At 62.1% G+C, this 23,531-nt stretch carries 20 protein-coding genes; 10 read left to right on the plus strand and 10 right to left on the minus strand.

Annotation, left to right across the window (positions count from 1 at the left end):
* Positions 1-67 precede the first annotated feature (67 nt).
* Both sorT and sorU read left to right on the plus strand, forming a co-directional pair.
* Positions 68-1,279, plus strand: coding sequence for a SorT family sulfite dehydrogenase catalytic subunit (sorT, locus tag AUL30_RS13785; RefSeq protein WP_062228463.1), 1,212 nt, complete (start codon positions 68-70; stop codon positions 1,277-1,279).
* 13 nt (positions 1,280-1,292) lie between these two features.
* On the plus strand, positions 1,293-1,670 hold the full coding sequence (gene sorU, locus AUL30_RS13790) for a SorU family sulfite dehydrogenase c-type cytochrome subunit (protein ID WP_244490829.1): 378 nt from the start codon (positions 1,293-1,295) through the stop codon (positions 1,668-1,670).
* Positions 1,671-1,763: 93 nt separating this feature from the next.
* Here the strand turns inward: sorU and AUL30_RS13795 are convergent, their stop codons facing one another.
* Both AUL30_RS13795 and AUL30_RS13800 read right to left on the minus strand, forming a co-directional pair.
* Positions 1,764-2,423 (minus strand): DsbA family protein, encoded by a 660-nt coding sequence (locus AUL30_RS13795; protein WP_062228465.1) that lies wholly within the window; start codon positions 2,421-2,423, stop codon positions 1,764-1,766.
* Between the two features lie 99 nt (positions 2,424-2,522).
* Entirely contained in the window at positions 2,523-3,674 is a 1,152-nt protein-coding gene (locus tag AUL30_RS13800) for a TDT family transporter (RefSeq protein ID WP_062228466.1), read from the minus strand.
* Positions 3,675-3,912: 238 nt separating this feature from the next.
* Here AUL30_RS13800 and AUL30_RS13805 point away from each other — a divergent pair, with 238 nt between their 5' ends.
* The 7 genes from AUL30_RS13805 to AUL30_RS19450 all read left to right on the plus strand — a co-directional run bounded on the left by AUL30_RS13805 (position 3,913) and on the right by AUL30_RS19450 (position 11,535).
* Positions 3,913-4,986, plus strand: a complete 1,074-nt coding sequence (locus tag AUL30_RS13805; protein WP_192843066.1) for a LacI family DNA-binding transcriptional regulator — start codon at positions 3,913-3,915, stop codon at positions 4,984-4,986.
* A gap of 171 nt (positions 4,987-5,157) precedes the next feature.
* Positions 5,158-7,353: a TonB-dependent siderophore receptor gene (locus AUL30_RS13810; protein WP_062228468.1), complete on the plus strand. Its 2,196-nt coding sequence runs from the start codon at positions 5,158-5,160 to the stop codon at positions 7,351-7,353.
* 12 nt (positions 7,354-7,365) lie between these two features.
* Positions 7,366-8,265 (plus strand): ABC transporter substrate-binding protein, encoded by a 900-nt coding sequence (locus AUL30_RS13815; RefSeq protein ID WP_062228469.1) that lies wholly within the window; start codon positions 7,366-7,368, stop codon positions 8,263-8,265.
* A 14-nt stretch (positions 8,266-8,279) separates the two neighbouring features.
* Positions 8,280-9,347 carry a FecCD family ABC transporter permease gene (locus AUL30_RS13820; protein WP_244490830.1) on the plus strand — a complete coding sequence of 356 codons (1,068 nt, stop codon included), beginning with the start codon at positions 8,280-8,282 and terminating at the stop codon, positions 9,345-9,347.
* Positions 9,344-10,096, plus strand: a complete 753-nt coding sequence (locus AUL30_RS13825; RefSeq protein WP_062228471.1) for a heme ABC transporter ATP-binding protein — start codon at positions 9,344-9,346, stop codon at positions 10,094-10,096. Before AUL30_RS13820 ends, AUL30_RS13825 begins: the two co-directional genes overlap by 4 nt.
* A 27-nt stretch (positions 10,097-10,123) precedes the next feature.
* Positions 10,124-10,792 carry an O-methyltransferase gene (locus AUL30_RS13830; protein ID WP_083507935.1) on the plus strand — a complete coding sequence of 223 codons (669 nt, stop codon included), beginning with the start codon at positions 10,124-10,126 and terminating at the stop codon, positions 10,790-10,792.
* Between the two features lie 50 nt (positions 10,793-10,842).
* The gene (locus AUL30_RS19450; protein ID WP_083507936.1) at positions 10,843-11,535 is read left to right on the plus strand and encodes a siderophore-interacting protein; all 693 of its coding nucleotides are present in this window, start codon (positions 10,843-10,845) and stop codon (positions 11,533-11,535) included.
* A 722-nt stretch (positions 11,536-12,257) separates the two neighbouring features.
* Here the strand turns inward: AUL30_RS19450 and AUL30_RS13845 are convergent.
* From AUL30_RS13845 to AUL30_RS13880, 8 genes are all read right to left on the minus strand, one after another.
* Positions 12,258-14,792 (minus strand): Hsp70 family protein, encoded by a 2,535-nt coding sequence (locus AUL30_RS13845; RefSeq protein WP_062228474.1) that lies wholly within the window; start codon positions 14,790-14,792, stop codon positions 12,258-12,260.
* Position 14,793: 1 nt separating this feature from the next.
* Entirely contained in the window at positions 14,794-15,156 is a 363-nt protein-coding gene (locus tag AUL30_RS13850; RefSeq protein WP_062228475.1) for a hypothetical protein, read from the minus strand.
* Positions 15,153-17,072, minus strand: coding sequence for a hypothetical protein (locus AUL30_RS13855; protein WP_157070157.1), 1,920 nt, complete (start codon positions 17,070-17,072; stop codon positions 15,153-15,155). Before AUL30_RS13855 ends, AUL30_RS13850 begins: the two co-directional genes overlap by 4 nt.
* 756 nt (positions 17,073-17,828) lie before the next feature.
* A complete protein-coding gene (locus AUL30_RS13860; protein WP_062228477.1) occupies positions 17,829-18,812 on the minus strand; it encodes an Ldh family oxidoreductase in 984 nt (327 codons plus the stop codon).
* A gap of 4 nt (positions 18,813-18,816) precedes the next feature.
* Positions 18,817-19,761, minus strand: coding sequence for a hydroxyacid dehydrogenase (locus tag AUL30_RS13865; RefSeq protein ID WP_062228478.1), 945 nt, complete (start codon positions 19,759-19,761; stop codon positions 18,817-18,819).
* 78 nt (positions 19,762-19,839) lie between these two features.
* On the minus strand, positions 19,840-21,102 hold the full coding sequence (locus AUL30_RS13870; protein ID WP_062228544.1) for a UxaA family hydrolase: 1,263 nt from the start codon (positions 21,100-21,102) through the stop codon (positions 19,840-19,842).
* 18 nt (positions 21,103-21,120) lie between these two features.
* Positions 21,121-21,444: a UxaA family hydrolase gene (locus AUL30_RS13875; RefSeq protein ID WP_062228479.1), complete on the minus strand. Its 324-nt coding sequence runs from the start codon at positions 21,442-21,444 to the stop codon at positions 21,121-21,123.
* A 111-nt stretch (positions 21,445-21,555) separates the two neighbouring features.
* Positions 21,556-22,293: a GntR family transcriptional regulator gene (locus AUL30_RS13880; protein WP_062228480.1), complete on the minus strand. Its 738-nt coding sequence runs from the start codon at positions 22,291-22,293 to the stop codon at positions 21,556-21,558.
* Between the two features lie 175 nt (positions 22,294-22,468).
* Here AUL30_RS13880 and AUL30_RS13885 point away from each other — a divergent pair, with 175 nt between their 5' ends.
* Positions 22,469-23,491, plus strand: coding sequence for a YeiH family protein (locus AUL30_RS13885; RefSeq protein WP_244490831.1), 1,023 nt, complete (start codon positions 22,469-22,471; stop codon positions 23,489-23,491).
* Positions 23,492-23,531 lie beyond the last annotated feature (40 nt).

Here is a 23,531-nt window from a genome sequence, read left to right on the forward strand (position 1 = left end):
ATAGAACCTGCCTGTCATCCGTCTTGTCCCCATCGACGCCCTCGGCGTCCAGAATGGGGAGGACAGGATGATGGAAACGATCGACCTCAAACGTCGGCGCCTGATGACAAGTACCGCCGGGGTACTCGCCGTCACGGGATTTACGGCAACCACGGGCACGACCGCCTTTGCGCAACAGGCGGCGCCTCCAGAAGGATCGACGCCCCTGCCCGCTTACGTCGGTGCGAAGGACGCCGACGCGCTCATCGTCCATTCCAACAACACGATCGAGTTGAAGCGAGAGGCGATGGGCACCAGCGCCATAACGCCCGAGACGCGCCTCTACGTTCGCAACAATGTCGCGCCGCCAGCCGCCGAAATCCTGGATGACCGCGACGCTTGGTCGGTCTCCGTGGAAGGCGTCGGCGAGCCCCGTTCGATCACGCTCGGCGAACTGAAGACCCTCGGGGTCGCCTCGGTCGCCATGGTCCTCCAATGCTCCGGCAATGGCCGGGCATATTTCGACCACTCCCCGAGTGGCACGCCATGGCAGGTCGGCGCTGCGGGCTGCGTGATCTGGACCGGCGTTCCCCTGCGCACGGTTGTCGACGCGATGGGCGGCGCTGCCGAAGGCGCCCGCTTCGTCACCGGGACAGGCGGCGAAACCATTCCTGCGGGCCTTGATCCACTGGATATCATGGTCGAGCGTTCCGTGCCGATCGCCGAGGTCGACACCATTCTTCTGGCGTGGGAAATGAATGGCGAACCGATCACGCTGGCGCATGGCGGGCCGCTTCGCATGGTGGTTCCCGGCTTCACCGGCGTTAACTCGATCAAATACGTCAAGACCATCGCGCTGACCGAGGCGGAGACCGAAGCTGCCATACAGAAGACGCGCTATCGCATTCATCCGCTCGGCACCAAGGGCGATCCAAGCTATCCGTCGGTCTGGGAAATGCAACCGAAGTCCTGGATCACCGCGCCACTCGGTGATCACGAGAGCGGCAGGATCCAGATCACCGGCCTTGCCTTTGGCGGCATCAACGCGCTGGAGAAGGTCGAAGTGTCGATCGATGACGGCGAGACATGGACCGACGCGACGTTCGTCGGTCCCGATCTCGGTCGCTACGCTTGGCGGCCCTTTGTCGTCTCGGCAGACCTGAAGCCTGGGCAGTACACGCTTGTCAGCAGGGCTACCGATTCGGAGGGCAACCAGCAGCCCCGCGACTTCGAGCCGAACGAGGCAGGCTACAGCCACAACGGATGGCAAGGCCCTGCCGTCAGCCTGACCGTGTCGTGACGACCCGGGTCGCATGCCCATTCCCGCACCGTCGCCTCGAGAGGTTTCCGACATGACACGCTTGCCATATCTTTCTCTATGTGCGGCCCTGTTCGCAATGGCTCCAAATGCCGCCCTCGCTCAGGATGCCAGCGAGGAGACATTGCAGCTCGGCAAACAGGTGTTCCTGGAAGCGGCGGAACCGCAATGCGCCATCTGCCATACGCTCGCGGATGCGGGTTCGACAGCCGAAATCGGGCCGATTCTCGACCAGTTGAAGCCAGACGCGGCGCGTACCGCGAACGCCGTGCGCAACGGCGTCGGAGTCATGCCCGCTTATGCCGATACGTTGAGCGATGAACAGATCGTCGCCGTTGCGGCCTATGTCGCGCAGGCATCGGGCGCCAACTGACACGTCGACTGCCACATCGAGGAACCGGTCACATCATGTGCCCGGTTCCTCATTCTCTTGCGGGACGATCCACCTTCCTCTTTTTCTTAGGCGTCAGGCTGCGGCATCGACAGCCGCGCCGAGTTCTGCCGCGTCGAGGGCACCGACATGTCGCTCGCCGTTTATGAAGAAGGTTGGCGTTCCCGAAACATCGAATTCAGTTTGTCCCCGCTCCCGTACGGCAAGGATGGCCTGCTGCAGTTCCGTGTTCGAAAGGCAGGCGGTAAATGCGTCTTGACTCATTCCAGCGAATTGGGCCAATGAAAGCAGGATGCCAGACACGTTTTCGGCGCGGGCCCACTCGTCCTGTCGCCGGAACAGAAGGTCGATCATCGCAAGCGTGCGCTCCCCTTCAAGACACCGAGCGAGCATGAAGCCGGCAAGAGCGCGGGGATCGAGTGGGAACTCTCGCACCACCAATCGCGCACGGCCCGCATCGATATGACTCCGCCGGAACTCCGGGAGCGCATCATTGTGGAAGTGCGCACAAAATCCGCAGGTAAGCGATGTGTATTCGACGATGGTAACAGGCGCATCCGCACGCCCGTAAACGAGTTCGTCGAGTTGTCCGGGGCGACCGACCGAATCCGCGACGATGGCAACTGAATCCTGTGCCGACGCCTTTGACGTCAGTATGAAGGCCGTGCCAACAGCAGCCGAACCGGTCAGAAACGAGCGCCGATCTGAGGGGCGACCGAGAATACGAAGGGCCATGATGTCTCCTGTCTGTGGCGCAGCAAGATCAGCCGTCCCCGGTAAGACGTCCGAGGCACATGCTTCATTCCGTCGTGAGGGCAAATCCGGAAAGTCCTTTCAGTCGGCCTTGAGGCATGGCGCTACGAAGAGGTCTCCGCGCCAGGCGCCGCGGAGCGTCCGGGCAGCCACCACCATCCAAACTGCCGCAAGCAGCACGACAAGCGCCACGCCGAACACATGGATCGCGGGGATTGGCAGGATCGTGCCGAGCTTCAAAGTCGCCACTGCGTAAACGCCGATCGGGAACGTATAGCCCCACCAGCCGAGATTGAACGGCAAGCCCTCTCTCAGGTAGCGGACCGTCACGAGCGTCGCCATCGCCAGCCACCAGAGGCCATAGCCCCAAAGAAGCAGTCCGGCGATAAAGCCGATGCCTTCTACCGGTCCGGAAAACCGATCCAGTCCGTTCGCATTCAGGATCGCCGGCGCTGCGCCGCCCAATGTCATCAATCCGAGCGCGCCGGTGCCGATCGGCCCGAGCGCAAGCCAGCTCGACGCCGCCATCGATGCGTGCGGCAGCTTGTGCACGGCGAGGCGCAGAACGAGGACCACAAGGACACTCATGGCGATCGGTACCGACAGCGCCCAGAGAACGTAGGAAAGGATTAGCACGGTGAGCTGGCTATGTGGGCCGGCCAGATGCGGTGCGAGAAGTCCTCCCGAAACGGCTGCCACCTCGGCCGCAACCATCGGCAGCAACCAGACCGCAGTCATCTGGTCGATCGAATGGCTCTGTCGCGTGAACATCATGTATGGGATCGCAATCCCGCAGGCGGCGGCCATCGCCACGTCCAGCCACCACAGGGCGTGCGCGATCTCCACAGCGACCGCGCCGAAGCGAGACGTACCGAAAATCAGGAAGCCATTGATGATCGTAGCCAATCCCATCGGTATGCAGCCGAAGAACATCGATACGACGGAATGGCCGAAGATGCGTTTGGCCCCATCGAAAAAGAATATCCACCGGGCGGCATAGAGCGAGGTAAACAGGGTGAAGAGGATAATGTTGAACAGCCAGAGTCCTTCGGCGATACCCTCTATCAACGGCACTCCGTCGGCGGCCTGTTTCAGACTGATGGCGAGGATGCCGGTTCCCATCGTGGCGGCAAACCAGTTGGGTGTAAACTGCCTGACAACTTCTCTAGGTTTGTCCAGTCGAGAAAGCGGACGCATGCCGGATGACACGGCACGCATTCTATCAAAATGCATCTGGATCTCTCCGTAGTGGTCGCAACTCGAGCATGAGGTCGACAAATTAATAAGTCCAACGAATTGATTGTCTTCAACCAATAAATTGGGTCGATTGATTTCACTCGTGCCCACCCACGAATGCTACGATTGGCACGTTGCCGGCTTGCCAAATGCTCTATCGTCTGCAAGCCGTGCGTACCTCTCGACCCGAATGACCGAAGGGGCGTGCGCAAATATTGAGAAGCGGGAGTACGGGATGGTTCGCAAGCGAATCGCGCTAGTCGGTGCCGGCGTGACTCAGGCGCGCGCGGCGACCTTAAGCGATGTCGCAAAGGCCGCCGGCGTTCATCCGAGCACTGTCTCACGAGCGCTGAACCCGCAGACTGCCCATATCGTCAATCAAGAAACGTTGGAGCGAGTCCGACGGGTGGCTCAGGATCTCGACTATCGGATCAACAACCTCGCCTCCAACCTCCGTCGAAGCCGCAGCGGTCTGATCGGCGTCGTCATGCGCGATTTTACCAACATGATGCTTCCGGTGATGTTTCGTGGCATCGAGAATCGCCTTCGCGAAAGCGGCTACATGGCGCTGCTTGGCAATACCTACGCAGACGCTGCCCGCAAGCATGATTTGGTGCGAACCTTTCTGGACCATAGGGTCGATGGCTTTGTCGTCACCTATGCTGATCGCGACGACCATGACCTCGATCTGGTCCGCTCGCGCAATATCCCGCTGGTTCTCCTGAATCGCGAGACCGACCACCTGGGCGACCCAACGATCCTGCCGGACCTTGTCATCGGAACGGAAGCGGTCATCGCACATCTTTTGGAGCTCGGCCACCGACGTATCGGCATCCTTGCTGGACCACGCAATGCCGTTACGGCGGACCACAAGCTCGATGGATTCCGGAGTGCGCTTGCGCGGCGGGAGATAATCCTCTGCGACAGCGAGACACGACGCGCCCACCTGGCAACCGATACCGATGGCGAGGACGCGGCCTTCGACCTACTCTCGGCGAGACCCGAACTGACGGCGCTTGCCTGCGGCAACGACCTTCTCGCGCTTGGGGCCGTCCGTGCCGCTGCGAGGCTGGGAATGCGTTGCCCTGAAGACCTGTCGATAACTGGCTTCAACGACATTCCCTTTCTGGACCGCGTTACACCGCCCCTGACAAGTGTAAGCATTCCACACTACGAGATGGGATATGCTGCGGCCCACGCGATCGTCAGCCGCATCTCCGGCGGGCCAATCTCCGATAAGGAACGGCGCTTCCCCTGTACGCTCGTCGTTCGCGCCTCGACATCGAGCCCTCGCCACGGCAGTCGTTAGTAAAAACTTCCTGCCCTGCAGAATTTAAGTTGACTGAGTATCTCATGTTTTGTAGCGATTGGTCTGCAATCGATTGCGGGAGCGTTTATCATGTATTGCTCGTGGAGCAGCCGGCGGTCATCTGTCCAAGCATTCTGGCTCGGGATCGCGGCTTCGGCGCTGGTGCCCTCGTTGTCCTCGGCACAAGAAACGGGCGAAACGATCGAACTCGACGCCGTCGTGGTATCGAGCGGCTTTCTGGGCGGCATCGCTATCGGCCCCGAACGCGGTTACGAGCCGGACGGGGTCGGCAGCGTTGCGGCAAAGGTGGATCTTCCGGCACGGCAAGTGCCATTCTCGGTAGACCAGGCGACAGCCGAGCTCATGGAGGACCGCGGCGAGACGACCGTCTACGAAGCGTTCGAGAATTTCGCCGGCGCGCACACGCAAAGCACCAATTCGGATACCGGCTCCAACGTTTCGCGCGGTTTCTTTTCGCGCGGGTTCGACCTCGGAAGTGGCGGAACCGTGCTTTACAACGGGCATCGGGTCTATGGCGTCGGGTCGAACTACCGGTCGACGGCCAGCCTCGCCGGCGTTGAACTGCTGAAGGGGCCTGCAGCAATCTATTATGGCGCGTCCGAACCCGGGGGGGTCATCAACTACAATTTCAAGAAACCGCTTTCGGAGCGGCGATACGAAGTCGGCATACGCGGCGACACGGAAGGTTCGTACGGCGCTTTCGTCGATGCGGGCGGCCCGTTCACGCCCGATGACGATCGCTGGCGCTATCGCTTCGTAGCCGAATACGACCGCCAGGACGACTGGCGTGACTATGTCGAGGAAACGCCCGATACTCTGTTCGGCAGCGTCGAGTTCGAGGCTACGACCGAGTTATCCTCCCGGCTGACCTACGAGTATCTGGATGTCGACGGCGTGCCTCAGCGCTACGACACGATCCGCTTTCCGGGCGATACGCTGTTTCCCGTTCCCGACGATTTCTTCGCTGGGAATTCGTCCAACTTCGTCGATATCCGGCAGCATACGATCTTGTGGGAGAACGAATGGTCCCCATCCGAGGCTTTCGGCGCCAATACCTACGTGCTCTATCAGTTCAACGAGCAGTCGCATGAGACGACCCGTATCGGGGGACGTGGCGGCGGCGCCCCGGATGGAACCGGCGCCCTTCCACGCACGGTTCATGTGGGCGAGAGCGAAGACAGGTCGTTCGCCGCCGGCGCGGACCTGTCAGGCAAGGTCGAGACCGGCTCCCTCACCCATCAATGGCTTCTCGGTTACGCCTATTCTCACCTCGACAGCGACGGGACGGTCGTTCAGATATCCACCACCGGAAGCGCGGCCGTGCCGCTCCGGCGCCTGCGTCCGACGGCCATCGATCCGTTCGCGCCGGACAATGGCCCCTACCCTTACGGCGACGATCTTTTCGATCTCCTCGACCGGGAGGGCGTCGCGCGCGGCGGTCCCTTCGAGAGGACGGACCACAATGTCTACGCCCAGGATATCGTGACCCTGCCCTGGCAGACCACGAAGCTGATGGGTGGCGTCGGTTATGCCTATTCCCAACAGATAGACGGGCCCGCTCTGGGCACGGACACGAGCGCCGAGCTGTCGGACGGTTTCGTGTCGCCGCGACTTGCGATCATCCAGGACATCGCCCCTGCCGCCAGCATTTACGGCTCCTATGCCGAGTCCTTTCTCCCGCAGCTCATCGTCAACGATTACGAGACTTACGAGGTGCTGGACGATCCACAGATCGGACGTCAGTTCGAGGTCGGCTACAAGCACGAGATCATGAGCGGCGCCGCGCTTTTTTCCGTCGCAGCGTTTCAGATTCGCAAGGAGAACATTGCTCGTCGGCTGGTTCCGGAAGATGAGTTCAATACGAACTCGGTGCTGGACGGCGTCTACCGCTCCCGCGGCGTCGAAGTCGGCCTGACCGGGCAGATCACCGATCGTTGGAGCGCTTATATGGGATACGCCCTCTTAGACACGGAGGTCGAGGAAAGCGACGATCCACTGCTTCTCGGCCAGGCGATCCCTTATGTCGCCAAGCACAATTTCGCGCTGTGGAACAAGGTCAACCTGTATGGGGACATTGCAGGGCCGATCGGCCGGATCGATCTCGGTTTCGGCGTCAACCATTATAGCGACGCGCGCGATCCGACGGGCTTCGAGCGTGACGCCTACACGCTCGTAGACCTGGCTCTCTTCGCTGAAAAGCAGTTGGAGAACGGTGTCCTGTTGAAAGGTGCCGTCCGCGTCGAAAACCTGTTCGACGAGGAGTACTTCGATCAACGGTCCTTCGGATCGTCCGTAACCTTCGGAGATCCCAGGCGCGTTACATTCAGGCTGTCGACCATCTTCTGAACGAGTGCGACCATGCGTGTCACCTTTCTTGCCATCGGCTTTCTGGCCCTCGTCGCTTCCCTGCCGGTCAGCGCGGAGACAATCGACATCAGCGACGCCCCTCCTTATCCAGCGCTCTACGAACCGGACTCGCTCGGTGGGGAACCGGACTTTGTCCTGATGGGCGCGGATCTGGTCGAAATCGCCGTCGCATTGGGAGGGGCCGACCGTATCCTCGCAAGGCCCGACTCCATCGAGCTACCCGGGATAGACGGAACGCCCAACAAGGTTCGCGAGTGGGCCGGTGTCGAAGGCGTCCTGGCGATGCGCCCTGAAGTGACCATCGGGTCTTCCGCCCCCAATGTGCGGCTGATTGAGGGATTACGCGCACTGGGACAGCGCGCCGAAATAATCGACCGGACACTGCCACCGGCCGACAAGGTGCGGCGGATGGCCGAAATTCTCGGGGCGCCGGAACGTGGCGAGGCACTGGTGCAGGCTATACAGGCCGATTACGCGCAGGCCTCCGAACTCAAGAGGCCGGGGCACCCGTTGCGGCTTGTTCATGCATCTAGGATGGGTGCCGGCACCAGCTTTACGGCAGGCGGCTCGGCCACGGCGGTGGACAACCTGATCGCTCGCGTAGGCGCACTGAACGCCGCCGCGGCCGTCGGGAGAGACCGTTACAGACCCGTAACGCCCGAGGGCGTACTGCAAATGGCGCCGGACGTGCTGCTGATCGCGGAATCAGAGCTCGCCTCCTTCGGCGGTATCGATGGAATGTGGAGCAGTTATCCCGGGCTAGCCCTGACACCCGCCGGCCAGAGACGCAACGTCATCGTCATGCGTGACTTGCATGTGCGCTCGGATGCCGCATCCAGCGGCATCGCCACGGTCGCCTTGGCGAAGGCCCTTTCCGAGATTGCGCCATGAGCCTGTCAGGCGCGGTGCCGGGGCGGCTGCGATCCTGGCGGAGCCTTCCGGCTTCTGTCATCCTGCTGGCGATCGGGGTCGCGGCGGCGCTGGCGATCGCGACGCTCGTGTCCGTGATGTTCGGCGCGTTCCGCTTGTCGGGCGCTGACGTATTCCTGGCCATTGCGGGGCGGATAGACGGATCCGCCACGACCGACCCTGCCATTGCCCTGCGTGAGGCGGTCGTCTGGGATCTTCGGTTGGCGCGGATCGCAATGGCGGCGATCGTGGGAGCCAGCCTAGCCACCTGCGGAGCAGCGATGCAGGGCCTTTTCGGCAACCCCCTGGCCGATCCCGGAATCGTCGGGGTCTCGTCCGGCGCCTCTCTGGGCGCGATCACCGTCGTCGTCCTCAACATATCCGTTCTCGGCGTCTGGACATTACCGGCAGGAGCGTTCCTGGCCGGCATTGGCACGACACTGGTGATCTATGCGCTCGCACGGCCCGGCGCTGAGGGTGGAGATAACTCCCGATTGCTTCTGGTCGGGATTGCCGTCAATGCCATCGGCGGCGCCTTCGCCGGTTTCCTGACGTATCTTGCGACAACGGAGCAACTGCAAAGCCTGACCTTCTGGTCGATGGGATCGCTGTCCTCCGCCACATGGTCGACGGTCGTCATATCCTCCCCTTCCGCAATCGTTGGCGTGGCGCTGCTTCTACTCTGGTCCCGCCCGCTCGATCTGCTGGCATTGGGAGAACGGCAGGCCCGACATCTCGGTGTCGATGTCCGCGCCCTGCGTCGAAAGCTCATCGTCGTCACGGCGCTGCTGGTGGCCGCCGCTGTGTCCTTTGCAGGAACGATCGGGTTCGTCGGGCTCGTGATACCGCACCTTTTCCGATTGATGATCGGGCCGGGACATCGCCTGTTGATACCGTTCTCAGCGGCGGGCGGCGCTCTGCTGGTTATTCTTGCCGATCTTGCGGCGCGCACGCTGGACCCGCCTTCAGAAGTCCCCATCGGGATCCTGATGGGGGCGCTGGGCGGGCCGTTCTTCCTCTGGCTGATCTGGCGCGGACGAGCTACAGGCGGAGGCGACGCATGATCCAGGCCCAGGCAGTGACAGTGCGATCCGGCGCACGCGCGCTCCTGCAGTCGGTCAACCTAAGTTGTTCTGGCGGAACGCTGACCGCCCTCGTCGGCCCGAATGGCGCGGGAAAATCGACGCTGCTGTCGGTGATCGCAGGTGACCGCGTTCCGGATGAAGGGAAAATTCTATTATGCGGAAAGCCGGTATCCGGCTACTCCGTCCGGGCGTTGGCGCAAATTCGCTCGGTGTTCCCGCAAGGGTCGGTCATCCGCTTCGGATATAGCGTCGCCGAAGTTGTCGCCATGGGGCGGGCATTCCGCGAACTGCCACCCACGGACGACGACGCTGCCATCCGCGATGCGATGTTGGCAGCGGAAATCGAGGATATGGCGCACCGCAACGCCCAGACCCTGTCCGGCGGCGAGCAGGCACGGACGACCTTCGCAAGGGTCGAGGTGCAGGACACCCCGGTCATACTCCTGGACGAGCCGACTGCCGCACTCGATCTGCGGCATCAGGAACGGGTTTTGCAGCGTGCGAGGCAGCGCGCCGATGCCGGCGCCTGCGTCGTGGCCGTGCTGCACGACCTGAACCTTGCCGGAGCGCATGCCGACAAGATCGTTCTGTTGTCGGAAGGGCGCGTCGCGGCCACCGGAACCCCGCGCGAGGTGTTTCGTCGCGACCGTCTTGAAGCGGTCTACCGCCAGAGCGTCCACATACTCGATCACCCGACCCGGGATTGCCCCGTCGTCGTAACCACATGAGCAACTGGGCCACCGGAGGACAACGCAATGCAAATTCGGCCAATTACCGCACCGAAGGAAGTACGCGACGTCATCGAGCGAGAGCATCTTCTGGCCCGGCAGCAGCGCGCAGCAGCCCGCGCAGCCGGTGCGTGGCCATCCGAAGCCGGCGCGGTGGTGGACTTTCGAACGTCGGAAAGGCACAGAACCGCCTATCTTTCCATCGGACCGGACCAGGGCCGCTTCCTGTTCTCGATTGCCGTTGCAAGCAAAGCGCGCAACATCGTCGAGTTTGGTTCCTCCTTCGGAATCTCGACCCTCTATCTTGCAAGTGCCGCGCACTTGACCGGCGGCACTGTCGTCGGCTCGGAATATCACCCGGAAAAGGCGGAGAAGGCCAATCGGTCGATTGCCGAAGCAGGTCTTTCGGATTCCTGTGAAATCAGGGTCGGCGATGCCCGTGAAACGCTCCTCAAGGTTGCCCCGGGCATCAACCTCCTGTTTCTGGACGGTGCCAAGGAACTGTACCTGCCCATTCTCCTGATGCTGGAAGGAAAGCTTGGGTCGAACGCGCTCGTCGTAGCCGACAACACGGACCATCTGTCACAGGATGATCCGTTTCTGGCCCATATAGCCGAAGGCTCGTACGTCACCAGCCGGTTGCGCTTCGGCAAAGGGGAAATGAGTTTGTCGCTCTATCAGGGTCCAGTTGCTTGAGGCCGGCCCCCACCATACCGGAACGGTTGTTGCGGAAGGGCAACCCGTTGATGCTGGAGGTGGTGGAAGCCACCGTGGTTACTCCAGCCATGCGCCGCGTCTCACTGTGTTTATCGAGCGAGGAGCCCTTCGCGTCCAAGCCGGGACAAAGTCTGATTCTGGTTCTACCAGGCGACGGCGATGAACCGGCGTGCCGGCATTATACCGTGCGGAAATATCATGAGGCCCAGCGACTGATCGATATAGACGTCGTCCTGCATGGCGATAGCCCGGCCAATAGGTGGGCGCGGAATGCCCGGCCCGGCGATAGGGTTTTGGCCGTGGGTCCGCGCGGTCATGTAACTCTTAAGCAGGAGATTCACGACCATCTTTTGCTTGCGGACGAAACCGGCCTGCCTGCCGTCTTGTCGATGCTCGAGGCGATGCCTCAAGCGGCAAGGGCGACGGCTCTCGTCGAAATCGGCGCCCCGTCGGATCAACAGCCTTGGCCGGTCCGCCCGGGAATAGATATCCGATGGCTCGTCCGCTCCAATGGCGCCTCGGCAGGCGAAGCGGTCAACTTGGCGCTCCGCGAGATGGCACCATCACCTTCCGTCGGCCGTCACGCCTACATTGTTGGGGAAACCGCCGCAGTCCGCAGCCAGCGTCACTATCTGCTGTCCTGCGGTTTCGAAAAATCCGCGATATCTGCGGAAGGCTATTGGCGGCCGGGGCGTATCGGCGGACATGACCATATAGACTGACGGTCGAATATGCTTTCATTGGGCCAGAAAGCCGCTTGAAATCTTCTGTGCAGCGACACGACGGATTGCTGTAATCAATCCTATGCGACTAGACTATGGAAGCCTAGCGACGCAGCAATTTAAGTAAATGAGGCATTTTTTGCATCACCGGCACGCGGCACCTATCCGCCACTCCGGGACCACACACGCTTGCGTGTAGCTACAATACGGTGATACAAAACTCGCGCGTGCGGCGCTGATAAGTCGTTGTTTTGTCTTGATTTTAGAGCAATCGGGCCCGATCCTTTCCTGGGCACCAATTCACCGGATCAGTCCGGGAAGCCCGATAGATCAGCCGAAACTTGAACTAACAATCGCCCGATCTTTACCGTCGGGCGGTACCAAATGGTCCTGCGGCTAGCTCCGCATGAAACACTCCCGGAACACTAAGTGGGTTGTCTCGACGCCAAGTTCGGGCGAGTAGTCCGCAACGTGGTCAACGATGGCGAAGAGCTTGTGTCCACGATTGGCACATCCTCCATCGCAGCTGGTCGGTCTGCAAGCCGCAGAGTCTCCATTAGCCCTACCACCCCGGAGCGCCCCCGATCACGATGCCTTCCGCGCTGCCTGCAGCGTTCAGAGGAACGGTTGAGGGTGGTCGACGAATTTAAAATACACCTTCGACCATGGGGACAGGCCGGGCCCATCATGCACGCTCCGTCAGGGGCTTCCATACGCCGAGCCTATCGACGCATCAGTCCAGCCAGTTCTGCTGCCTCGCCGCCGATCGGCACGGAGATAAGGTTATCATCGAGCGCAACAACCATTGCCCGAAGAGCTTGGATGTCGTCCGCAAGGATCGCTGCCTCCGCCTGCTCGACGAGACGGTCGTGCAGAGCCTTGTCTGCGGCCAGTTCCCGACGATTTCGTACGGATTCGTAGTAGCCCATGACGAATACGGGGCTTTCGCGAAGAACTGGACCGATGACCATCCAAGCCTCCTTCAGTGAAGCCTCGGCATCTTTCAGTGAACTGGGCGTACCGCGATTAACCGCTTCCTCCGCATGTTCGATAAGCCGATGAACGCGGGCCTTCGTCCGATCGTCGGCAAACTGACGAACTTCGTTTTCGTAGATGTTTCTGAACTGTCGAATGCTTGCTCCGAGTTTGTGGCTCATAAATTCGGGCCTATTGCGCACACGCGCAATATCCTGGCGGATTGCACGCGCCTCCTCGGTGATCGACCGGCGCGTATCTGCCTCCCAGGACCCTTCAAGGGCGGCGCGCTGTTTGTCGATCCGCCTTGACAGGTCGGCCGCGTCATCATTGGCAACGGATCCGAGCATGTCCTTCAACGAGTTGAGATCGCTCGTCGCCTGATTGACCATCGCCGATGCGATCTTATCGCCCTCGGCCCCTTCGAAGTTCTGCGCGCCGCTGGTCGGGACGTACATCCGTCCGGAATCGAACGTCTTGCTGATGGCCGGCACCTCCAGCTTGCAAGTCAGGATGTTGCTGTCACTCATCTGCCAATGGCAATTGATTTCGTCGCCCCGCCGGATGATGTCCCCTTGCTCGAGATCGCCGGGCAAGATCCGGAACATGCCGATGTTCAATGACAACTCAGGATCGTCGACCCCGTCCTCGATCTCGTAAAGGTCGAAGTCGATAGAATCGGTCCCTCCGGATCGCAGGTCCTTGGCGGCTCGCAACTGAAGTGTCCCGCTGTTCGGTAGAATCGTTCCCTTTTCAAGCAGAGGTAGAAGGCTGTTGCGGCCGAATCCGTGCAACCCCTCGAGGACCTTCACGCCGATCGTCTTCGTCGCAGGGATACCGCCTGCGTTGGAACCCGCTCGCATGATGGAAATCTTGGCCCCGGCGTTCGGCACGACAGCGCCCGTTGGGTCATAAACTATGATCTCGAAGTCGTTGGCGCCGTTGTTAGGGACCGGAATGTCATTGATCGCGGTCGTCCCGGAGATCTCGACCTGACCGGAGGTCCAGCCATCTTTGCCGCTTACTTGAACGCGATGGCCGAGCTCGACGTCGGGGGCCGGCCGTACCCGAAGGCGCACGCGGCTGTCCGCCGTCCGAGCGGGATAGTCGTAGCGCAACTCGACAGCACCAGTGCTGCGGGCCGAACCACGCGTCGCCTTCGCCTTCGAGACACTACCGCTCCAGTCGCGCCCCTCGGCGAAAATCGCCGCACCCATCGCGACGGCGGTCATCGGGTCTGTCTTCAGGTCCGCCGCGATCCCGAGTTGGTGCGAGACACGCTCGCGGGTAATTGGCATCATGCTCGGACCGCCGATGAAGACGATGCGGTCAATGTCGTCCGGGTTGTAGCTGTTATCTGTGATCAGGTGGCGGCAGAGCTCAATCGTGCGGTCGAGGTTCTCCACGACGAGTCTTTCGAGATCCGAGCGATGCACCTCCACATCGAGATACACCTCGTTCCCATCAAGATCTTGCACGCCCACTTGATTCTCGTCCGCGAAAATCCGGTCTGTTGTCTGTGTCGACAGCGCGATCTTCGTAATTTCCGCGCGATACTGGGCAACGCTCAGGATGCGCTTGTATCTCGGGTCGGTCTGGAAACTCTCCGGAAGGTGGAAGTTCTGGGCGAGCCACGGCCGGACGACGTTGTCAATCAGGGCGCGATCGAAGTCTCGACCGCCCAGCATGTTTATGCCAGCGTGGGCTACGACGTTTACCGCCCCGCCGACGCTCTGAACGATCGCGACGTCGAACGTTCCGCCTCCGAGGTCGTAGACAAGAAACTGCCCATTCTTGTTTGACGTACCGGCGATGGCCGCCATGGCCGCCGCCACCGGCTCCTGGAGAAGCCCGACCCTGGTTAGCCCTGCGGCCTCCGCAGCTCGCATGGTCGCCTCGGACTGCATTTGGTTGAAAGCAGCAGGAATGGTGATGACTGCGCCCTCGATTTCAAAGTCGCCGGCGGCGGCTCGAGCTTGGCCGAGCAGCGCTTTGATAATTTCCGAGCTCGCATCCTCTGGGCTCATCTCTCGATTGGCGGCCGCGAACCGGACCGGACTGCTGGTGCCCATCAGGCGTTTGAAGCCTTGCTGGACGTTCTCCGGGGAGAAGGCCGCTTGGTCGTAGGCGCGCTTGCCCACCAGCAGCTGTCCACGCCGATCCAGCATGATCGCACTGCGTAGGACGTCAGTGCCCTCCGATGTCTTGAACAGGCGCAGCGCGTCGCCCGTGTTGCCATAGATCGCCGAGTTCGAGGTTCCAAGGTCGATGCCGAGATACATGTCAGTGCGCCTTCCTCAAGAAGACCTTACCGGTCGCGATGGGGGTTGTGCCGAAAATGACTGCAGGTTCGAGGGTTCGCTCCACAACGAGATCGTCGTCGGAATGGAAGTCGTCGGCATTCACAGCGGTGGCTGCCAGTCCGACTTCGAAGGCCCGCTCGTCGAAGTCGACGACCGCCATGCCGTTCTCGGAGAGGATCGCCGTCAGGCGCTCGCCAGCGTAACGCGCCTGTGAGTTCAGCCGATTGTGCTGGCTTTCTGGCGCGCTTGCGATCAGACGCTCGAACGCGCGGCAAATTTTCCAGTACTCGACCGCAAGCGCGGCGAGCGCGCGCACCTCTTGAGAACCGATCTCCGAACTCATTTTGCAAGGTTCCTTCCCTCGAATTCCAGGATCGCTCGGCGCGTCGATAGCTCGGTGTCGAGCGCTGACCAGTCGCCATTTCTGTACTGCCTATCAACGCAGCGCTGATTCCATTCATCAATGAACCCGTTGAGGCGCTCGTTCTGCGCGTAAGACAGCGACGCCTGGCCTTTCATCGCCTCATCAAGCCTGAAACTCTGGAAGCGACACCACCGCAGTTCAGATTTCGTCAGCGCGCTTGTGTCGCCGATCCGGGGTATGGAGGCTTCGCTATCCAATTCATGCCCGGCGAGTGGCGGTTGCGATGCCGTCGATACTGCGCTGGAGCTCCGCGTCGTCGAGGGCCTTCGGCCTTGAGCTTCCAGGTGATCATTCAGGATCACGAACCCGACGAACGCGGCAATCACGCCGAACACCCACAGCTTCACTCTCCGTGAGGACTTACGCTTTTGGATCGCCTCTACGAGCTCCCCGAATATGCGTTTGTTGTCCTCGTCCCGGGTCGCCGCTCGCGCTTGCATCGCCTCATTGAGCGCCAGACCCAGGCGTCCACCGGACACGTGCGCTGTCACGCTCATGAGGGCGAGGTTGTCCGTCAGGGTAGCAAAGTCGGACCGCAAACGCTCAAGAGCATCCTTCGGAGGGGCGACCGTTTGAGCATGGCGCAAAGCTCCACGCAGGAGCGCGGCCGACGACTCGGCAAACTTGTGCTCATTCGTCAGTCGAACTGCGAGCCCCCGAATAATTTCCCACGGCCGCTCCTCGACTTCCGTTCCCTTCGTTGCGTCGACGGCGGCCACAAAAAGCCCATGCAGCTCTGCGCCCTTTCCCTTTCGCCCGCCTTCGAAACCCCACCTTTTCAGATCGCGGTTGAGCCCGTGCACATTTGTTTCGGCGTCCTCGATCCCGCGTATGAGGGGTTGCAGCTTCTGAAAGGCGAGATTGCCTCGAACGATCCGTATATTGTCATCGATCTGCTCCACAGCGCCTGGTAGGGCATCGAACATCTCGTGGGCGATGTGAAGCAGGCGCAGCGCTGTCGCACTGTCGCCATCGTCGTTCGCGACCGAGACGCCGAGATTGTTGAACTGCTCGTAGAGCTCCCGTGTGCGCGGCTCGTCACGGCCTTTCCCTTCATCGAGTAGCTGCATCGGTCGGGTTAGGGACATCCAGCGGGCGACCGCGTCGCGCAGGGTTGCCAGATCCGTGTCGCCGCGCTTGCCGTCCCGAACCCTCTGGATGCGCGACTGTACCTGCTCCTCGCGCCGCGACAGTTCACCAACCACTGATTGAGCGTAGATGTCGACCACCGCATCCAAGCGATCGAAGTCACGGTCCGAGAACGCCACCGTTACGGTAACGAGGTCGACGACGGCCGTCGCACGGCTTTCCGGGTCGCTGATGCCATCGACAGCAGCCTGCATCTGACGTCGAAAAAGAGCTTCAAGCGCTGCCTCAACCGACTTTCGGTCCGCGGGAGGAAGGGAGGCTTTTGTGCGCTCGTCATTTACGGCGTCCAGTACGGACCCCACCGCGCACGCTTCCTGCGCTTCGTATAAATCCATAAGGTAGTTGCGTTCGGAGCCGAACACGGAGGCGAGGTGCGCCAGGAGGTTTGATCGAGGCAGGGAGTGAAGGGATCGAACGAAGGGCTCTAGATCTTCCACCTTGTGCTGCTTGCGCAGGGCCGAGCTGATACTGCTTGCAAGCTTTGGCTCAACATCGAGGAGCGCACCCAGTTCCGCGTCAATCCGCAACCGCGGGGTCGTGAGTACCTGCCGTATCCTATTGGCTTTATCCTCGCCGACCACTCCGTCATCGATTGCGTCTTGGATCTGATCGGTTGTCGCATGAACGTCCGCATCCGTCGCCAGCCCCAGCGCGATGAATGGATTGGTCGCCAGATCAAAACTCACGCCTGCCAACCTCTCCACTGAACGAGCTCAACTCTGGAATCACGCCCGACGGCCTGCTATCCAACGTATTTATGCAGACAGTATGTCGCACCCGCAAGAAGAGTAGTGAGGATGGAAACGGCTATGCCTGCTCACGCGATGGCATAAACGCCGAAAGGTTGCTCCCGCTTCAACTACCGGTCCAGGGCGTTGCCGAACTGTAGATATTTTTTGAGCGGCGGAACCTATCCCTAGTTTGTTTCAGTTTTGGTCCTCAGGAAATCTTATGAATCGTGCTCTTTAGAAGGCATTTTTCTCTGAATATTAGCTTAGACAACCCTTTGTAAGATCGATATTATTTCTACGATTTGGTACATCCAACTAATCATCTAGCGTTGAATTCAAATGTGAATGCGTAGCGTCCAATATTCGGCATGGCCCTTATATTATTCTCCTATGAACCGTAAGGCGCTGATACAGCCCACTTTGCGGGGGGGGTAATCTGACGCAAAGCTTGCGAGGCACCCTATAGCCGAGGTTGAAATGTCCGCGTCATTTATGGTGTGGTTGACCGAACCAGAGGTCATAGAGCCTGACGGTCAGCGACCGGCAAAGCGGTGATCGAACATCTCTCGCTCATCCTACCTTGGCCATCAGGGCCGAAGCGGATCCGGATCCCCGGCAGGTCGTCCGCATATCAGACCGGCAATCGCCGACCTGTTCGTCACCGAAGCCGATTGCCGAACCGGAATAGCGGGGCAGTCACTCTTTGACCGGTCAGGCGGCGAGTTCGTCCAGGATGGCATCGGGCACCAGGATCCCGTCGCGCTCGGCCGCCTGTCTTGCGGCAAGGCGTCGTGCGCCGGGCAGTCGCGCGCCGTCCTGCCCCTCGATCGCGTCGGCCAGCACGGCGAAGCGGGCCGGGTCGGTGCCGAAGGCGGCCGGGTCCATGGCGATGATGAGTTGGCCTGTTCCGGGCGGGTCGCCCGCCGCATCCAGGAAGGAGGACGCTTCCTGCGCATAATTGGCGCCTGTCAGCCCGCCTGCGAGAAGCTCCACCATGAGGGCGAGCGCAACGCCCTTGGCGTCGCCCAGCGGGGCCATGGTCCCGGCTAGGGCGGCGTCGGCATCCTGCGTCGGCTGGCCGTTCGCATCGAAGGCCCAGCCTTCCGGTATGGGCTCCCCGCGCGTTTTGGCCGCCATGATGTTGCCGCGCGCCACCTTGCTGAGCGCCATATCCACCACGATCGGCTCGCGACCTGGCACCGGGCAGGCGAAGGCGATGGGATTGGTCCCGAAGACGGCGCGGCGCCCGCCCCACGGCGCCATGGCCGCAGGGGTGTTGGCAAACAACAGCGCGACCAGCCCGCGCCGTGCCAGAGCTTCGGCATAGAGCCCCGCCGATCCGCAATGATGGGAGCGATGGATGGCGGCGCAGGCGATCCCCTGCGCGGGGGCGAGATCGACCAGCGTTTCGACCGACAGATCGAGCGCCGGATAGGCGAAGCCGAAGGCGGCATCCACCAGGACAAGGCCCGGCCGCACCGGGTTCCGGGTCGGTTCGGCGGTGCCGTCGATCTTGCCGGCCCGCACCTGCGCCGCGTAACTGCCGAAGCGCGACAGGCCGTGCCCCTTGAAGCCATCGGCCTCTGCCAGCACGAGAGCCCGTGCCACGCTGTGTGCAGTGGTTCGGGATGTTCCGCACCGCACGAAGGCCTCTTGCACACGCTGCTGAACGTCAGCCAAAGCCAGTATCGGCATGGTGTCAGTTCCCCTCGAGGCAGTTTCGGACGGCATCCACGACGACCTTCGATACACGCAGGTTCGATTCAGCGCTCAAGCCGGCGATGTGCGGTGTCAGGATCAGCCTGTCGATGCCTTTGAACCGCGCCGCGTCCTCCTTCGGCAGCGGTTCGTTCTCGAACACGTCCAGCGCCGCGCCGCCGATCCGGCCGGCGCGCAGCGCCTCTGCCAGCGCAGCCTCGTCGACAATGCCCCCGCGTGCCGCATTGATCAGGATCGCGCCCGGCTTCATGGCGCCGATGGCCGCGGCGTCGATCATTCTTCGGGTGTCGTCCGTCAAGGGTACGTGGAGCGAGATCACGTCGCTTTGCGCGATGAGTTCGGCAAGCTCGACCCGTTCGACCCTGCCGAAGGGCATGGTCCAGGCAGCGTCTCCGGCCGGCAGGAGCGGATCGTATGCCGTGACCCGCATGCCGAGGGCCGCGCAACGGCGGGCCGTCTCCCGTGCGATGGAGCCGAATCCGATGAGGCCGAGCGTGCGGCCCATGATTTCCCCACCATCCGACAGGGCCGCGCGCGGCCACGCGCCATCGGCCATGGCGGATGTCGCGCCGTAGGCGCCGCGCAGAAGCTGCAGGGAAACGGAGACGACATATTCGGCAACCGATACGTCATTGGCGCCGCGCGCCGGCAGCACCGCGATGTTGCGGCTGCGGCAGGCTTCCAGGTCGATATTGTCGAGCCCGACGCCGAGCCGGCCCACGGCCTTGAGGCGCGCCGCACCGGACAGGAGCGCGGCGGTGACGCGCGTGCGGTTGCGCACGATCAGCGCGTCCGCCTCTGCAACCAGTACGGCCAGTTCGTCCGGCCGGTCGACGAGGCCGGGGTCATAGGCAATCTCACACCCCTCCAGCCCCTGGCGAAGGATGGCTTCGTCCATGAATTCGGAAACGACGATTCTGCGCATGGCATTCCCTTGTCCCAAGATCCGGCCAGCATGCTGGGTCAGGACCCGGCCGTAAGGGGCCGGGTCCTGCAGGCACGATCAGGCGCTGCGATAGAGCTTGGTCATCACGAATTCGCGGTGCCCGAGCGCCTCTGCCGCCGTCAGGCGGCCATTGGCCGTGCGCACCACCATGTCGATGAGCGCGTCGCCCGCATCGGAGATGGTCATGTCACGCCGCAGAACGCCGGACACGTCCACGTCGATATGCTCGCCCATCGTGCGCACCGTACGCGGATTGCCGGTGATCTTGATGACCGGCACGATCGGGTTGCCGATCACATTGCCCTGGCCCGTCGGGAAGGTGTGAACCACGTAGCCCGCGGCGGCCATGAGCGTCACGCATTCGGCGGCGGCGGAAGAGGTGTCCATGAAATACAGGCCGGGCCCCTTGGCGGGCGCTTCCGCCGGCTCCAGAGCGTCGATGTAGGTGCAATCATGGCCGATCTTCTCGAGATTGCCGAGCGCCTTCTCCTCGATCGTCGTCAGCCCGCCGGCAATGTTGCCCTTGGTCGGCTGGGAGTCGGACAGATCGTCGGTCTTGTGCGCTTCGATCACGTCGTCCTGATAGGCCTTCCACATGGCGTACCACTTCTCCGCCACCTCGGGTGATGCCGCGCGCTCCTTGCACAGATGCTCGGCGCCGGTGATCTCGGAGGTTTCGCCGAACACGCCGTAGATGCCCTGCGGAATGAGCTTGTCGTACATGTTGCCGACCGTCGGGCATGAAGAGAGGCCCGTCGTCGTGTCGGACTCTCCGCATTTGGTGGAGACCCACAGATCGGAAACGGGGCACTCTTCGCGGGCAAGCTCGGTCGCCCATTGCACGAAGCGCTTGGCCTGGTAGCTGGCCTTGGCAATGGTGGCGATATCGCCATGGCCTTCGATCCCGAAGCCGATGACGGGCTTGCCCGTGCGGGCGATACCCTCCACCACGCGGTTGGTCCACTGGTCCTCGATGCCGATCACCACCACGGCGGCAACGTTGGGGTTGGAGCCGATGCCGATCAGCGTGCGGAAATGCAGTTCCAGATCCTCGCCGAACTGCAGGCGGCCATAGGCATGCGGCAAGGCGAGCGTGCCCTTGACCTGATGGGCGACCGCCTCGCAGGCGGCGTTGGACAGATCGTCCAGCGGCAGGATGACGACGTGATTGCGAACGCCGACGCGGCCGTTTTCCCGCCGCCAGCCCATGAAGGTGGCGTTGGCATAGTCGGACGAAGCACGTTCGCCCGAAAGGAGCGCGGTGGCGAACTGGTCGGGCGCGCCGCCCACGAAGGGATCGGCAATGGTCTCATTGGTCATGGTCTTGGACATCCCGGCTCACCAGCGCTTGGTCTTGGCGTTCTGCGTGTGGACATGCTCGCCCTTGGCGATCGGCGCGACGACCTTGCCGATATCCTGTCCGTACTTGATCAGCGTGTCGCCGACCTTCAGCTCCGTCAGCGCAACCTTGTGGCCGATCGGAATGTCGTGCTTCACGTCCACTTCGAAGGTGGTGTCGTTCTCGGTCACGACGCCGAAGGCCCGGGTGTTCGCCGCAAGGCCTTCGATCACCGCGACGGCGACATTGTCCTTGGGACTGTGCGCCAGGACATGCGGGTTCCTGCCCCCGGCCCCGTGCTGCACGGCTTCTGCTGCGCTCATCGTCTTTCCTCCGCATCGAAAGCGGCTGACCACCGCTCATGTCTTATATAAGACACTTTATCTCAACGGGGTCAAGCGACGCTTGGCGGGGTGGCGCGGTGCCCTTCGCGGTCAACGCAGTTCGGAGTGATAGTGTTGGGCGTCGGTGTTGCAGGTGCTCAGGCGCCATTCCACCGGAGCTCCGTCCAGCGAATAGGCGATGCGCGAAATCTGCAGGACCGGCGCGCCGGGCGGAAGCTGCAGGGCCGCGGCCTCGTCCGCCGTGGCGGCCACCGCCTTCAGCTTTTCGTCGGACTTGGCGATCGTGACGCCGAAGTGGAGGGCGTAGAGGCCGTAGAGATTGTTGGGCAGCTCCATCACCTCGATCTCACGGAACGTATCAGCCGGAAGGCTGATCGTCTCCACGATGGCGGGCCGCCCCGCAATGGAGCGCAAGCGGGTGATCCGGACCACTTCGCTCATGCGACTGAGGTTCAGAACCTCCTGCTCACCGGCATTGGCGCGCGACCGCGCGACGGACAGGACCTGACTGTCCGGGAACACGCGCTGCCCGGAATCGGGCACCAGCTTGAAGAACTGGAACATGATCCGCTCTTCGTCATGCGTGGCGACGAACGTTCCCTTGCCCTGCCGGCGCACGACGAGGTTTTCGCTCGCCATCGCGTCCAGCGCCTTGCGGACCGTGCCCTGGCTGACGCCGAGCTCGGCTGCGAGCTGCATTTCGCTCGGCAGGAGCGCGCCTGCAGGCCAGATGCCATCGGCGAGCCGCCGGACCAGCATGTCGCGGACCTGCCGATAGAGCGGCCGGAATCCCAACGCATCTTCCCCTGCCGTCTCGTTCCGATCCATCGTCGCCACCTGTGTCACATCCTGCTCTGTGTCATCTAGCCCGGCCGGGCTGCACATCGCTACAGCCATTTCAGCTCTTGACTCTTATATCTTATACGGTTGTATGGACAGAGTCGTTTGAGCAAGCGCAGATGCGACCGCACTGGTGCGGGGTCGCAACTCTCATAGGTTTGGCATGTACCGAAGCCTCCGGCGCCATCTGAGCCCTGAGCCGTTCCGCCCCATGACGGACCGCGTGCGGAGCGTCATGCCCGGCCTGTTGACGGCAGTCGTCATTGCCATGGCTGCAGCCTTCCTGTCGGACAATTATAGCGGCCCCGTCATGCTGTTCGCGCTGCTCCTCGGCATTGCCTTCAACTTTCTGTCGACGGAGTCGGCCTGCAAACCCGGCATCGACTTTGCCTCCCGCACGGTCCTGCGGCTGGGTGTGGCGCTGCTCGGTGTCAGGATCACCCTGTCCGACGCCATGGCACTGGGGCCGACACCGCTGATCCTAGCCGTATTAGGCGTTGCCACCACCATCGGCGCCGGCATCGTCCTGGCCCGGCTCCTGGGCTTCGACAGGCTGTTCGGCGTGCTGACGGGCGGCGCGGTCGGCATATGCGGCGCGTCCGCGGCCCTGGCCATCGCGTCGGTCCTGCCCAGGCGTGCGGATGGCGGGGAAAGCGATACGATCTTCACCGTGGTCATGGTCACGACGCTGTCGACCGTGGCCATGGTCGTCTATCCCGTGCTCCTGCAGCAGGGTCCGTTCACGGACATCCAGTCCGGCATCTTCCTCGGCGCGACGATCCACGACGTGGCGCAGGTCGTGGGCGCCGGCTACAGCATATCGACCGATGCCGGTGACGCGGCCACGCTGACCAAGCTCCTGCGTGTCGCCATGCTGGTGCCCGTGGTGCTCGTCATCTCCATCCTCGTGTCCCGTGGACGGGGCGAGGGTCGTGTCGGCCTGCCCGGCTTTCTCGTCGGCTTCGTGGCGCTTGTCATCGTCAACAGCCTGGGCCTCGTCCCTGGCGTCGTGGCCACCTTCCTGTCCGACCTGTCGCGCTGGGCCCTGGTTGCGGCCATCGCGGCACTCGGCATGAAGACGATGCTGGGTCAGATCGCGACGGTCGGTCCGCGCGCGCTTGTCCTGGTGTTGCTCGAAACGGTCTGGATCGCCCTGTTGGGCCTGGCCGTCATAGCCTGTCGTTAAGTTCAGCCGCGCCGCTGCATAACAGGAAAAAGACGAAACA

Source organism: Aureimonas frigidaquae (genome assembly GCF_001463905.1).
GTDB lineage: Bacteria > Pseudomonadota > Alphaproteobacteria > Rhizobiales > Rhizobiaceae > Aureimonas > Aureimonas frigidaquae.

Excerpts from the sequence above, each read along its gene's own strand:
- AUL30_RS13860 (WP_062228477.1), bottom strand. The coding sequence starts at position 18,812 with ATGCCGATACTGGCTTTGGCTGACGTTCAGCAGCGTGTGCAAGAGGCC.
- AUL30_RS13850 (WP_062228475.1), bottom strand. The coding sequence starts at position 15,156 with ATGAGTTCGGAGATCGGTTCTCAAGAGGTGCGCGCGCTCGCCGCGCTT.
- AUL30_RS13845 (WP_062228474.1), bottom strand. The coding sequence starts at position 14,792 with ATGTATCTCGGCATCGACCTTGGAACCTCGAACTCGGCGATCTATGGC.
- AUL30_RS13865 (WP_062228478.1), bottom strand. The coding sequence starts at position 19,761 with ATGCGCAGAATCGTCGTTTCCGAATTCATGGACGAAGCCATCCTTCGC.
- AUL30_RS19450 (WP_083507936.1), top strand. The coding sequence starts at position 10,843 with ATGCTGGAGGTGGTGGAAGCCACCGTGGTTACTCCAGCCATGCGCCGC.
- AUL30_RS13880 (WP_062228480.1), bottom strand. The coding sequence starts at position 22,293 with ATGGATCGGAACGAGACGGCAGGGGAAGATGCGTTGGGATTCCGGCCG.
- sorT (WP_062228463.1), top strand. The coding sequence starts at position 68 with ATGATGGAAACGATCGACCTCAAACGTCGGCGCCTGATGACAAGTACC.
- AUL30_RS13875 (WP_062228479.1), bottom strand. The coding sequence starts at position 21,444 with ATGAGCGCAGCAGAAGCCGTGCAGCACGGGGCCGGGGGCAGGAACCCG.
- AUL30_RS13815 (WP_062228469.1), top strand. The coding sequence starts at position 7,366 with ATGCGTGTCACCTTTCTTGCCATCGGCTTTCTGGCCCTCGTCGCTTCC.
- AUL30_RS13870 (WP_062228544.1), bottom strand. The coding sequence starts at position 21,102 with ATGACCAATGAGACCATTGCCGATCCCTTCGTGGGCGGCGCGCCCGAC.
- AUL30_RS13795 (WP_062228465.1), bottom strand. The coding sequence starts at position 2,423 with ATGGCCCTTCGTATTCTCGGTCGCCCCTCAGATCGGCGCTCGTTTCTG.
- AUL30_RS13805 (WP_192843066.1), top strand. The coding sequence starts at position 3,913 with ATGGTTCGCAAGCGAATCGCGCTAGTCGGTGCCGGCGTGACTCAGGCG.
- AUL30_RS13800 (WP_062228466.1), bottom strand. The coding sequence starts at position 3,674 with ATGCATTTTGATAGAATGCGTGCCGTGTCATCCGGCATGCGTCCGCTT.
- AUL30_RS13885 (WP_244490831.1), top strand. The coding sequence starts at position 22,469 with ATGTACCGAAGCCTCCGGCGCCATCTGAGCCCTGAGCCGTTCCGCCCC.
- AUL30_RS13825 (WP_062228471.1), top strand. The coding sequence starts at position 9,344 with ATGATCCAGGCCCAGGCAGTGACAGTGCGATCCGGCGCACGCGCGCTC.
- sorU (WP_244490829.1), top strand. The coding sequence starts at position 1,293 with ATGCCCATTCCCGCACCGTCGCCTCGAGAGGTTTCCGACATGACACGC.
- AUL30_RS13830 (WP_083507935.1), top strand. The coding sequence starts at position 10,124 with ATGCAAATTCGGCCAATTACCGCACCGAAGGAAGTACGCGACGTCATC.